Source organism: Pseudomonas sp. PB106 (genome assembly GCF_009764645.1).
Taxonomy (GTDB): domain Bacteria; phylum Pseudomonadota; class Gammaproteobacteria; order Pseudomonadales; family Pseudomonadaceae; genus Aquipseudomonas.
In genome coordinates, this window is sequence record NZ_RWIM01000178.1 from 1 (window position 1) to 14,203 (window position 14,203).

2 protein-coding genes are annotated in these 14,203 nt (G+C 62.1%); one reads left to right on the forward strand and one right to left on the reverse strand.

All coding sequences use genetic code 11. The annotated features are described in order from the left end of the window. Nucleotides 1-79: 79 nt before the first annotated feature. Nucleotides 80-634, reverse strand: a complete 555-nt coding sequence (locus tag EJA71_RS22830; RefSeq protein WP_122591893.1) for an RNA polymerase factor sigma-70 — start codon at nt 632-634, stop codon at nt 80-82. Between the two features lie 368 nt (nt 635-1,002). On the opposite strand from EJA71_RS22830, the gene EJA71_RS22835 reads away from it, so the two are divergent. Continuing rightward, complete coding sequence (locus EJA71_RS22835) at nt 1,003-14,001, forward strand: non-ribosomal peptide synthetase (RefSeq protein ID WP_158959775.1); 12,999 nt, start codon at nt 1,003-1,005, stop codon at nt 13,999-14,001. Nucleotides 14,002-14,203 lie beyond the last annotated feature (202 nt).

Consider the following 14,203-nt stretch of genomic DNA (forward strand, 5'->3'; position numbering starts at 1 on the left):
GGCAGCTCCTACATTTGGGATGCGTTCCACTGTAGGAGCTGCCGAAGGCTGCGATCTTTTTCTATCTGTCGACGCGGTCTCAGCGACGACCCGCAATCACCGCATCCCGGCGACTGCCCGAGACCTTGCGGCAGTGCACCAGTGCATCACGAATCATGAAATTGACCAGGGTCGGCGACACGCCGAGTTCCTTGGCGATGTCCTTTTGCGGCACGCCGTGCAGACGGTACATCTCGAACGCATAGCGAGTGCGGCTCGGCAGCTCGGTCAGTGCGTCGGCGATGTGTTCCAGGGTCGAAAAGTTGATGTGTGAGGTTTCCGGCGAAGCACCCTGAATGACCACGTTCAGCCCTTCCTCTTCAGGGCCTGAGTATTTCTGTTCCAGCGCCTGTTTGCGGTAGTGATCGATGGCGAGGTTGCGCACGATCTGGAACAGATAACTCAATTGCGCCTTGATCGACGACGTGATCGGTGGCGCCGACTGCAGTCGGAAAAACGCATCCTGCACCACGTCTTCGGCACGCGAGCGGCAGCCGGTAATGCGGGCTGCAATCTTGACCAGAATCAGTCGATTTTCGACGAATGCCTGAAGTAGCGGTGAATCGCACCTGCTTGTGGATACTTGTTCCGTCATGGAAATCACCTTGCTGCCAATAGGTTTGTGGGACGCCTGGGGGAGGGGGGCGTCCTACACATCGAGCGACAAATTATGTTGAATGATAATGATTGTCAAATGAGAAAAAGAACTAATGATCCAAATCGGTGCGTTGTGAGAACTGCGACACGCCGCCACACCCCGGCCCCATTGGCGATCCAGCCTGCCGACTAATTATTTCAAGACGTCATCCGTTCTCATTGGTGAATGGTTCCGGGTACCGAGTCCCGGCCAGACAGCATTCCAGTGCCTTGCGCGGTCGGCGTAGACCGCGCCCTGCATGCCCTTGAAGGGCGTGACACAGCAACCCGATTCCCCTCGCAAGCCGAATTCAGGCAGGAAACCCCATGACCGACGCGTTCGAACTCCCCAGCACCCTGGTCCAAGCCCTCCAGCGCCGCGCGGCCCTGACGCCGGATCAACTGGCCTTGCGTTTTCTCGCCGAAAACGAAGAGCAGGCTGTGGTACTCAGTTACCGCGAACTGGATGAACGCGCGCGCACCATTGCGGCTGCGCTGCAGGCTCAGGCGGAGTTCGGCGATCGCGCAGTGCTGCTGTTTCCCAGCGGCCCGGACTATGTCGCGGCGTTCTTCGGTTGCCTGTACGCAGGCGTGATTGCGGTGCCGGCCTATCCACCGGAGTCCGCCCGTCGTCACCATCAGGAGCGTCTGCTGTCGATCATCGCCGACGCCGAGCCACGCTTGCTGCTGACCAGCGCTGACCTGCGGGATGCCTTGCAGCAGATCGAAGGCGCGCCGCCGCTGTTGTGTGTCGACACCCTCGACAGCGCCCTCGCTGAACGCTGGATCGAACCGAACCTGCCGCAAGACCACATCGCCTTCCTGCAATACACCTCGGGCTCGACCGCGCTGCCCAAAGGCGTGCAGGTCAGCCACGGCAATCTGGTCGCCAATGAATTGCTGATCCGTCACGGTTTCGGCATCGATGTGAACCCGGACGACGTCATCGTCAGCTGGTTGCCGCTGTACCACGACATGGGTTTGATTGGCGGCCTGCTGCAACCGATTTTCAGCGGCGTGCCGTGCGTCCTGATGTCGCCGGCATATTTCCTTGGCCGTCCATTGCGCTGGCTCGAAGCGATCAGCCAATACGGCGGCACCATCAGCGGCGGGCCGGATTTTGCCTACCGCTTGTGCAGCGAACGGGTCAGCGAATCGGCGCTTGAACGTCTCGACCTGCGCCGTTGGCGCGTGGCTTATTCCGGCTCCGAGCCGATCCGTCTCGACACCCTCGAACGCTTCGCCGAGAAGTTCACCGCGTGCGGTTTCAGTGCCGACAATTTCATGGCCTCGTACGGTCTGGCCGAGGCGACGTTGTTCGTCGCTGGCACTCCACGCGGTACCGGCATCCCGGCATTGCGCGTGGATGATCAGGCGCTGGCGCAAAATCGCGTCCAGCCGGGCGAGGGTAGCCCGATCATGAGTTGCGGCATCAGCCAGCCGGAACACGCGGTGCTGATCGTCGAACCTAATTCCCTCGAAGAACTGGCCGACAACGCTGTCGGCGAAGTCTGGGCCGCCGGCCCGAGCATCGCCCTCGGTTACTGGCGCAACCCGCAAGCCAGCGCCAAGACCTTCGTCCAGCACGCCGGCCGCACCTGGCTGCGCACCGGCGACCTAGGCTTTATGCGTGACGGCGAACTGTTTGTCACCGGTCGCTTGAAAGACATGCTCATCGTGCGCGGTCACAACCTGTATCCGCAGGACATCGAGAAGACCGTTGAGAACGAAGTGGAAGTGGTGCGCAAGGGCCGCGTCGCTGCATTCGCCGTCAGCCAGAACGGTGAAGAGGGCATCGGCATCGCTGCGGAAATCAGCCGCAGCGTGCAGAAAATCCTGCCGCCGGAAGCGTTGATCAAAGCCATTCGCCAAGCGGTGGCCGAGGCCTATCAGCAAGCGCCGAGCGTGGTGGTACTGCTCAATCCGGGCGCATTGCCGAAAACCTCCAGCGGTAAATTGCAGCGCTCGGCGTGCCGCAATCGTCTGGCCGATGGCAGCCTCGATAGCTACGCGGTGTTCCCGTCGGCGGCAGCCGAAATCCAACAAGCAACCACCAGCGCGTCCGAACTCGAAGCCTTGATCGGCAAGATCTGGGCCGAGCAACTCAACGTCAAACAGGTCAACGCCGACGACCACTTCTTCCTTCTTGGCGGCAACTCGATCGCCGCCACGCAAGTGATTGCCAAGGTTCGCGATGAGCTTGGCCTTGAGCTGAACCTGCGTTTGCTGTTCGAAGCGCCGACGCTGGCTGAGTTCGCCGCAGCCGTGGCGCAACAGCAACAGGACGGCGGCAGTGCCCAAGGCGCAATCACCACGCTGTCGCGCAGTGAGCCTATGCCACAATCGCTGGCGCAAAACCGCCTGTGGATCACCTGGCAACTCGACCCGCAAAGCAGCGCCTACAACATTCCCGGCGGCCTGCGCTTGCGCGGCGAGCTCGACGAAGACGCCTTGCGCGCCAGTTTCCAGCAACTGATCGAGCGCCACGAATCCCTGCGCACACGCTTCTTCGAACGTGACGGCGTGGCCCTGCAACACGTCGATACCGCCGCTGAATTCAACCTGCAACTGATCAACATCAGCGACCTGCCGGCCCATGAGCGCGAAGCCCGCGCCCTGCAAATCCGCGAAGATGAAGCACGCACCCAGTTCGACCTGGAAAAAGGTCCGCTGCTGTGGGTGACGCTGGTGCGCCTCGACGACGAAGATCACCAACTGCTGGTGACGATGCACCACATCATCGCCGACGGCTGGTCGCTGAATGTATTGATCGACGAATTCTCGCGCCTGTACGCCGCCGCTTCGCAAGGCGCGACTGCCAGCCTCGCGTCGCTGCCAACTCAATACGCCGACTACGGCAGTTGGCAGCGCCAATGGCTGGCGCAAGGCGAGGGCGAACGGCAACTGGCGTATTGGAAAGCGCAGTTGGGTGACGAACATCCAACGCTGGAACTGGCCACTGATTACCCGCGTTCGGTTCAACACGTTCACAGCGCCGCCCGCCACACCGTGCGTCTGGGCGTGGGCCTCAGCGATGCGATCCGCAACACCGCGCAGGCGCATCAATCGACGCCGTTCATGCTGCTGCTCTCGGCTTTCCAGAGCCTGCTGCATCGCTATAGCGGTCAACGCGATATCCGTATCGGCGTACCGAACGCCAACCGCCCGCGCCTGGAAACCCAGGGCCTGATCGGCTTCTTCATCAACACCCAAGTGCTGCGCGCCGAGATTGATTCACGCCTGTCATTCGTCGAACTGCTGGCCCAGACCCGACAGGCCGCACTCGGCGCGCAGGCGAATCAGGATCTGCCGTTCGAACAATTGCTCGAAGCCTTTCCGCAGGCCCGCGAACAGGGTTTGTTCCAGGTCATGTTCAACCACCAACAGCGCGACTTGAGTGCGCTCAAACGCCTGCCGGGTCTGCTCGCCGAAGAGCTGCCGTGGCACAGCCGCGAAGCCAAGTTCGACTTGCAACTGCACAGCGAAGAAGACCGTAACGGTCGCCTGACCTTGTCGTTCGACTACGCCAGCGAATTGTTCGCCGCCGCGACCATCGAACGTCTGGCCGAACACTTCAGCAACCTGTTGCGTGAAGTCTGCGAGCATCCGGAACAAGCGATTGGCGATCTGCAATTGCTCACCGTCGGCGAGCACGATCAGCAAGAAAACTGGAGCGTCGCACCGTGCACTCCGGCGCAACAATGGCTGCCGGAACTGCTCAACGAACAGGCCCGCCAAACCCCGGAACGCACCGCGTTGGTGTGGGACGGAGGCAGCCTCGACTTCGCTGAATTGCACAGCCAGGCCAACCGCCTCGCGCATTACCTGCGCGACAAAGGCGTCGGCCCGGACGTTTGCGTGGCCATCGCCGCCGAACGTTCGCCGCAATTGCTGATCGGTCTGTTGGCAATCATCAAGGCCGGCGGCGCCTATGTGCCGCTGGACCCGGATTACCCGGCCGAGCGCCTCGCCTACATGCTCCGCGACAGCGGCGTCGAACTGCTGCTGACCCAGACCGAATTGCTCGGTCGCTTGCCGGCCAGCGACGGCGTCAGCATCATCGCCATGGACGCGTTGCACCTGGAAAACTGGCCGAGCCAGGCACCGGGCCTGCACCTGCACGGCGACAACCTCGCCTATGTGATTTACACATCGGGTTCCACCGGTCAGCCGAAAGGCGTCGGCAACACCCACGCGGCACTGGCCGAACGTCTGCAGTGGATGCAGAACACTTATCGCCTGAATGAAACCGATGTGCTGATGCAAAAGGCGCCGATCAGTTTCGACGTGTCGGTGTGGGAGTGCTTTTGGCCGCTGATCACCGGCGCGCGCCTGCTGATCGCCGGCCCCGGGGAACACCGCGACCCGCATCGCATTGCGCAACTGGTTCAAGCCTACGGCGTGACCACGCTGCACTTTGTCCCGCCGCTGCTCTCGCTGTTCATCGATGAACCGCTGAGCGCCGAATGCACCAGCCTGCGCCGGGTATTCTCCGGCGGTGAAGCGCTGCCCGCCGAACTGCGCAACCGCGTCCTCGCACAACTGCCAGCGGTGCAATTGCACAACCGTTACGGCCCGACCGAAACCGCGATCAACGTCACCCACTGGCATTGCACCACGGCCGATGGCGAACGCTCGCCGATTGGCCGTCCGCTGGGCAACGTGATTTGCCGCGTGCTCGATGCCGATCTCAATCCAGTGCCGGCCGGTGTGCCGGGTGAACTGTGCATCAGCGGCATTGGTCTGGCTCGCGGTTATCTCGGTCGGCCATCGTTGACCGCTGAACGCTTTGTGGTCGATCCATTGGGCGAACAGGGCGCGCGTTTGTACCGTACCGGCGACCGCGCACGCTGGACATCCGATGGCGTGATCGAATACCTCGGCCGTCTCGATCAGCAGGTCAAACTGCGTGGCTTCCGCGTCGAACCGGAAGAAATCGAAGCGCGCTTGCTCGCCCAGGACGGCGTCGCCCAAGCCGCGGTGCTGGTGCGCGAAACCGCTGCCGGCGCGCAATTGATCGGCTACTTCACCACGACCGATGCCAACGAAGACCACGACGCGCAAATCACTCGCCTGAAAAGCGCATTGGCCGACGAACTGCCGGAATACATGGTCCCGGCGCAACTGATGCGCCTCGACGAAATGCCGCTAAGCCCCAGCGGCAAACTCGACCGTCGCGCCTTGCCCGAGCCGCAATGGCAAGTACGTGAACACGTCGAACCAGTCACTGAACTTGAGCAACAGATCGCCGCGATCTGGCGCGAAGTGCTCGGCTTGGCGCAAGTCGGTCTGCGCGACGACTTCTTCGCCCTCGGCGGCCACTCGCTGCTGGCCACGCAAATCATCTCGCGCACCCGTCAGGCCTGCGACGTCGAACTGCCGTTGCGAGCGTTGTTCGAGCACAGCGAACTCGGTGATTTCGCCGAGCAGATCCGTCTGATTCAAGTCAGCGGCCGCACCAACAAACAGCCGCCAATCGACAAGGTCGACCGCAGCCAACCGGTGCCGTTGTCGTACTCGCAACAGCGCATGTGGTTCCTCTGGCAGATGGAGCCGGACAGCCCGGCGTATAACGTCGGCGGCATGGCGCGCCTGCGTGGCGTGTTGCATGTCGAGCGTTTCGAGGCCGCGTTGCAAGCGCTGATCCTGCGCCACGAAACCCTGCGCACCACGTTCCCGAGTGTCGACGGCATCGCCCGTCAGCAGGTGCATGCCGAAACCGGCGTGCGCATGGGCTGGAAAGATTTCTCGAAGACTGCTGCCGATCTGCGCGAGCAACAGGTTCAGCAATTCGCCGATGAAGAAGCGCATCTGCCGTTCGATCTGGAAAGCGGTCCGCTGCTGCGCGCCTGTCTGGTGAAAACCGCCGAGCAGGAGCATTACTTTGTCCTGACCCTGCACCACATCGTCACCGAAGGCTGGGCGATGGATATCTTCGCCCGTGAACTCAGCGCGTTGTATGAAGCTTTTGTCGATGATCGCGATTCGCCGCTGCAACCGCTGCCGGTGCAATACCTCGACTACAGCGTCTGGCAGCGCAACTGGCTGGAATCCGGCGAGCGTCAGCGTCAACTCGACTACTGGACCGCGCAACTTGGGCGTGAACATCCGCTGCTGGAATTGCCCGGCGACCGTCCGCGTCCGCCGGTGCAAAGTCATCAGGGTGAACTGTTCCGTTTCGATCTGAGCGACGACCTCGCCGCACGGGTTCGGGCGTTCAATGCGCAAAACGGTCTGACCCTGTTCATGACCATGACTGCCGCGCTCGCCACGCTGCTATACCGCTACAGCGGCCAGACCGATCTACGCATCGGCGCGCCGGTGGCCAACCGCATCCGTCCGGAAAGCGAAGGGCTGATCGGTGCATTCCTCAACACCCAAGTGCTGCGCTGCCAGCTCGACGGCATGATGTCGGTCGGCGAATTGTTCGACCAGGTGCGCCACACCGTGATCGAAGGCCAGTCCCATCAAGATCTGCCGTTCGATCATCTGGTTGAGGCCTTGCAGCCGCCGCGCAGTGCCGCGTACAACCCGCTATTCCAGGTGATGTGCAACGTGCAGCGCTGGGAATTCCAGCAGAGCCGCAGGCTCGCCGGCATGACCGTGGAATACCTGGCCAACGATGCGCGGGCGACCAAGTTCGACCTCAACCTGGAAGTCACTGACCTCGACCATCGCCTCGGTTGCTGCCTGACGTACAGCACCGATCTGTTCGATGAGCCGACCATCGCGCGCATGGCCAAACATTGGCGCAACCTGCTCGAAGCGTTGATCGCCGATCCGCAACAGCGCCTCAGTGAACTGCCGCTGCTCGATCAACCGGAACAACAGCAACTGCTCGACAGCCTCGGCATCGAGCCGGGCGAGCATCGTCTCGATCAGTGCATTCATCATCTGTTCGCCGAGCAGGCATTGGCGCGCAAAGACGCGCCGGCCCTGACCTTCGCCGGGCAGACCCTGAGCTACGCCGAACTCGACGCCCGCGCCAATCGCCTGGCCTGGGCGCTGCGTGAGCGTGGCGTCGGCCCGCAAGTGCGGGTTGGTCTGGCGCTGGAGCGTTCGCTGGAAATGGTCATCGGCCTGCTGGCGATTCTCAAGGCTGGCGGCGCGTATGTGCCGCTGGACCCGGAATACCCGCTCGACCGTCTGCATTACATGATCGAAGACAGCCGCATCGGTCTGCTGCTCAGTGATCGCGCCATGTTCAAAGCGCTCGGCGATCTACCGCCGAGCGTGGCGCGTTGGTGTCTGGAAGAGGACCGCGCGGCACTCGCCGCTTACCCGGCCACCGAGCTGCCGTTTATCAGCCTGCCGCAGCATCAGGCGTACCTGATTTACACCTCGGGCTCGACCGGCAAGCCGAAAGGCGTGGTGGTCTCCCACGGCGAAATCGCCATGCACTGCCAAGCGGTGATCGAGCGTTTCGGTATGCGCCCGGACGATTGCGAATTGCATTTCTATTCGATCAACTTCGACGCTGCTACCGAGCGTCTGCTGGTGCCGTTGCTCAGCGGCGCGCAGGTCGTATTGCGTGCGCAAGGTCAGTGGGACGCGGAAGAAATCTGCGGCCTGATCCGCACGCATAAAATTAACGTACTCGGTTTCACCCCGAGCTATGGCAGCCAGTTGGCGCAGTTCCTCTCGACGCAGAACGAAATCCTCCCGGTGCGGATGATCATCACCGGCGGCGAAGCGTTGACCGGCGAACATCTGCAACGGATTCGTGCAGCGTTCAAACCGGCGGTGTTCTTCAACGCCTACGGCCCGACCGAAACCGTGGTGATGCCGTTGGCCAGTCTGGCGCCGGAGGTGCTGGAAGAGGGCGCCGGCAGTGTGCCGATCGGCAGCGTGATCGGCGCGCGTGTTGCGTACATTCTCGACGCCGATCTGGCGCTGGTGCCGCAAGGCGCGACCGGTGAATTGTTCGTCGGTGGTGCCGGTCTGGCGCAGGCCTATCACGACCGTCCGGGCATTACCGCCGAACGTTTTATCGCTGACCCGTTCGCCACCGACGGCGGGCGCATGTACCGCACCGGTGACCTGGTGCGCCAACGCGCCGATGGTCTGGTCGAGTACCTGGGCCGGATCGACCATCAGGTGAAAATCCGTGGTTTCCGGATCGAACTGGGCGAAATCGAAACGCGCCTGCTCGATCATGATTCGATCCGCGAAGCCGTGGTGCTCGCACTCGATGCGCCGAGCGGCAAACAACTGGTGGGCTATCTGGTCACCGAGGTCGCCGAGCACAGCGAAGCCAAACAGGCTGAACTGCGCGACGCGCTCAAATCGCACCTCAAGGCACAACTGCCGGATTACATGGTGCCAACGCACCTGATTCTGCTGGCGAGCATGCCGCTGACCGCCAACGGCAAACTCGACCGCCGCGCCTTGCCGGCGCCGGATCCGGAGTTGAATCGTCAGGACTACGTCGCGCCGAGCAACGAACTGGAGCAAACCCTGGCGCAGATCTGGTGCGCGGTGCTCAACGTCGAACAGGTCGGCCTCAACGACAACTTCTTCGAACTCGGCGGCGACTCGATCCTGTCGATTCAAGTGGTCAGCCGTGCGCGCCAGCAGGGCATTCATTTCAGCCCGCGCGATCTGTTCCAGCACCAAACCGTGCAGACCCTCGCCGCTGTGGCCAGCCGCACCGAACAGGTGACGGCGGAGCAAGGCTTGGTCGCTGGTGAATCGCGTCTGACGCCGATTCAGCATTGGTTCTTCGACACGGAAATCCCTGAGCGTCAGCACTGGAACCAGGCGCTGTTGCTGGAACCGACCGTGACCCTCGAATCGCATCGTCTGGAGCAGGCGCTGCTGACGGTGATCGAGCAGCATGATGCCTTGCGTCTGCGCTTCAGCGAGACCAACGGCCAATGGCAAGCAACGCATCAACCCGTTTCCGATGCGGCGGTGTTGTGGCAAGTGCGCGTGACCTCGATGGACAAGTGCGAGGCACTGTTCGCCGACGCCCAGCGCAGCCTCGATCTGGAGCAAGGCCCGCTGGTGCGTGCGGTGCTGGTCGATGGCCCTGAAGGTCAGCAACGCTTGTTCATCGCCATCCATCACTTGGTGGTCGACGGTGTGTCGTGGCGGGTTCTGCTCGACGATCTGCAAACCGTGTATCGCCAACTCGACGCCGAGCAAGCGGTGAAACTGCCGGCGAAAACCAGTGCCTTCAAGGATTGGGCCGCGCGTTTGCAGGCCTACGCTGGCAGCGAATCCCTGCGCGAAGAGCTCAATTGGTGGCAGACCCAACTGGCCGGTTCGAGCGCCGAACTGCCGTGCGAAAACCCGCAGGGCGGCCAGCAGAATCGTCATGCACAAACTGTCAGCGTGCGCCTCGATGCCGAGCACACCAAACAGCTGCTGCAACAGGCGCCGGCGGCTTATCGCACGCAGGTCAACGATCTATTGTTAACCGCATTGGCCCGCGTGCTGTGCCGTTGGAGCGGGCAGCCATCGGCACTGATTCAACTGGAAGGCCACGGCCGCGAAACCCTGTTCGACGAGATCGACCTGACCCGTACCGTCGGCTGGTTCACCAGCGCCTATCCATTGCGCCTGACCCCGCACAACATCGAAGAAGCCGCCGGGCAGGGCGCTTCGATCAAAGCGATCAAGGAACAACTGCGCGCGGTGCCGCACAAAGGCCTCGGTTATGGCGTGCTGCGTTATCTGGCCGATGACCTCAGCCAGCGCAGCATGGCGGCGCTGCCGAATGCGCCGGTCACCTTCAACTACCTCGGCCAGTTCGACCAGAGCTTCGGCAGCGATGCGCTGTTCCGTCCGCTGGATGAGCCGGTCGGTGCCGCCCACGATCCGCAGGCGCCGTTGCCGAACGAGTTGAGCGTCGACAGTCAGGTTTACGGCGGTGAACTGCTGCTGCGCTGGACCTTCAGCGCCGAGCGTTACGACGTGCAAACCATCCACGATCTGGCCGATGCCTACCTCGGTGAGCTGCAAAGCCTGATCGGCCATTGCCTGCAAGACGACGCCGGTGGGCTGACGCCGTCGGACTTCCCGCTGGCGCATCTGACTCAGGCACAACTCGATGCCTTGCCGGTGCCCGCCGCGCACATCGAAGACGTCTATCCGCTGACGCCGATGCAGGAAGGCATGTTGCTGCACACCTTGCTCGAACCGGGCACCGGTCTGTACTACATGCAGGATCGTTACCGCATCAACAGCGAACTCGACGCCGAGCGTTTCGCCCAGGCGTGGCAAGCGGTGATCGCCCGTCACGAAGCGCTGCGCGCGTCGTTCTGCTGGAACGTCGGCGAAGACATGCTGCAAGTGATTCACACGCCGGGTCGCACGCCGATCGAGTATCTGGACTGGAGCGCCATTGCTGAAACCGAGCAGGAGCCGAAGCTGCAAACGCTCCTGAAAAGCGAGCGTGAGGCCGGTTTCGATCTGCTCAATCAGGCACCGTTCTACTTGCGCCTGATCAAGGTCGGCGCGGCGCGGTACTGGTTCATGATGAGCAACCACCACATCCTCATCGATGCCTGGTGCCGTTCGCTGCTGATGAACGACTTCTTCGAGATCTACACCGCGATGGGCGAGGGTCGTGAAGCGCAACTCGCCGTGCCGCCGCGTTATCGCGATTACATCGGTTGGCTGCAACGCCAGAGCCTCGCCGAAGCGCGCCAGTGGTGGCAGCAGAACCTGCAAGGGTTCGAGCGCACTACGCCGATCCCGAGCGACCGGCCATTCCTGCGCGAACATGCCGGCGAAAGCGGCGGCATGATCGTTGGCGACCGCTACACTCGCCTCAACGTCGAGGACGGTGCGCGTCTGCGTGAACTGGCGCAGGCCCATCAACTGACCATCAACACCTTCGCCCAAGCGGCGTGGGCCTTGGTGCTGCGCCGCATGAGCGGTGATCGTGACGTGCTGTTCGGCGTGACCGTGGCCGGTCGCCCGGTGGACATGCCAGAGATGCAACGCACCGTCGGCCTGTTCATCAACAGTATTGCGCTGCGGGTGAAGATGCCTGCGGACGATCAGCGCAGCAGCGTGCGTCAGTGGCTGAGCGCTTTGCTCGACAGCAACATGCAGCTTCGCGAGTACGAATACCTGCCGCTGGTGAACATCCAGGAACAAAGCGAATTGCCGAAAGGCCAGCCGCTGTTCGACAGCCTGTTCGTCTTCGAAAACGCACCGGTGGAAGTCTCGGTGCTCGATCGTGCGCAGAGTCTGAATGCGACCTCGGATTCAGGTCGTACCCACACCAACTTCCCGCTGACGGCGGTGTGCTACCCGGGTGATGACCTCGGCTTGCACCTGTCGTATGACCAGCGTTACTTCGACGAATCGACCATCGAGCGCATGCTCGGCGAGTTCAAGCGTCTGCTGCTGGCGCTGGTCGATGGTTTCCATGGCGACATGGCCGATCTGCCGCTGCTGGGTACCGAGGAAGAGGATTTCCTCCTGCACGGTTGCAACCAGAGCGCCCACGACTATCCGCTGGAGCAGAGCTACGTTGCGCTGTTCGAAGCGCAGGTTGCCGCGCATCCGCAACGCATCGTCGCGACGTACCTTGATCAGCAACAGAGCTATGCCGAGCTGAACCACAACGCCAACCGTCTCGGCCACGCACTGGTCGCGGCCGGGGTGCAGATGGATCAACCGGTGGCATTGCTCGGCGAACGAAATCTCGATCTGCTCGGCATGATCATCGGCAGCTTCAAGGCCGGCGCGGGTTATCTGCCGCTGGATCCGGGCCTGCCGAGTCAGCGTCTGCAACGCATCATCGAACTGAGCCGCACGCCGGTGCTGGTGTGCACTCAAGCCTGCGTTGAACAAGCGCAGACCTTGCTGGATGAGTTCAGCTGCGCCAATCGCCCGCGCTTGCTGGTTTGGGAAGAGATTCAGGCAGCGGCGACATCGGCGCAGGACTTGGGTATTTACAGCGGCCCGGACAACCTCGCTTACGTGATCTACACCTCGGGCTCCACTGGCCTGCCGAAAGGCGTGATGGTCGAACAGCGCGGCATGCTCAATAACCAGTTGAGCAAGCTGCCGTACTTGAATTTGAGCGACGCCGACGTGATCGCCCAGACCGCATCGCAAAGCTTCGATATTTCGGTCTGGCAGTTCCTCGCCGCGCCGCTGTTCGGCGCGCGGGTGGACATCGTGCCGAATACCATCGCCCACGATCCGCAAGGTTTGCTGGTGCACGTGCAGACGCAGGGCATCACCGTGCTGGAAAGCGTGCCATCGCTGATTCAGGGCATGCTCGCCACGGAGCGACTGAGCCTCGATGGTCTGCGCTGGATGTTGCCGACCGGTGAAGCCATGCCGCCGAAACTGGCGCATCAATGGCTGCTGCGTTACCCGGACATCGGCCTGGTCAACGCTTACGGTCCGGCGGAGTGCTCGGATGACGTGGCGTTCTTCCGTGTCGACATGGCCTCGACGCGCGGCAGTTACTTGCCCATCGGTACGCCGACCGACAACAACTTGCTCTATCTGGTCGATGGCGCGCTGGAGCTGGTGCCGTTGGGTGCGGTGGGTGAGTTGTGCGTCGCAGGCACGGGCGTCGGTCGCGGTTATGTCAGCGATCCGTTGCGCACTGCGCCGGTGTTTGTGCCGAACCCGTTCGGTGCGCCGGGCGAGCGTCTGTATCGCACGGGTGACCTGGCCCGGCGCCGCAGTGACGGCGTGTTGGAGTACGTCGGCCGGGTTGACCATCAGGTGAAGATTCGCGGTTACCGCATCGAACTGGGTGAGATCGAAGCGCGCCTGCATGAACAGCCGGAAGTGCGCGATGGCGCGGTGGGTGTGCAGGAAGGCGTCAATGGCAAGCATTTGGTCGGCTATCTGGTGGCGCCGGATTCGGCACTCAACCCAAGCGAACGTCTGGAGCGAATCAAGCAGCGACTGCGCGCCGAACTGCCGGAATACATGGTGCCGCTGCACTGGTTGTGGCTCGATCAGCTGCCGCTGAATGCCAACGGCAAACTCGACCGCAAAGCCTTGCCGGTTCTGGAAATCGGCCAGTTGCAGAGCCAGGATTATCTGGCTCCGCGCAATGAACTGGAGCAGACGTTGGCCGATATCTGGGCCGAAGTGTTGAAGGTCGAGCAGGTCGGCGTCCGCGACAACTTCTTCGAGCTGGGCGGACACTCGTTGCTGGCCACGCAGATCGCTTCGCGGGTGCAGAAATCCCTGCAACGCGACGTGCCGCTGCGGGCGATGTTCGAGTGCAGCACGGTGGAGGAATTGGCTGAATACATTGATGGACTGGCGGCGAGTGATATCACTGAAGAGAAGGTTGATCGGTTGAATGATTTGATGGCGGAGCTGGAGGGGCTTTGATTTTCTAGCGTCTGCACTGGCCCCATCGCTGGCAAGCCAGCTCCCACAATTTCCTGATGTGAACACAAAACTTGTGAACACCTTCGGACACTGTGGGAGCTGGCTTGCCAGCGATGGCGTCAGTGAATTCAACAGATTTAAACCGGCACATTTGCAGACAATTCTCGATTGACGATCAGAAACCGGCAGCTCAGTCTGCCGG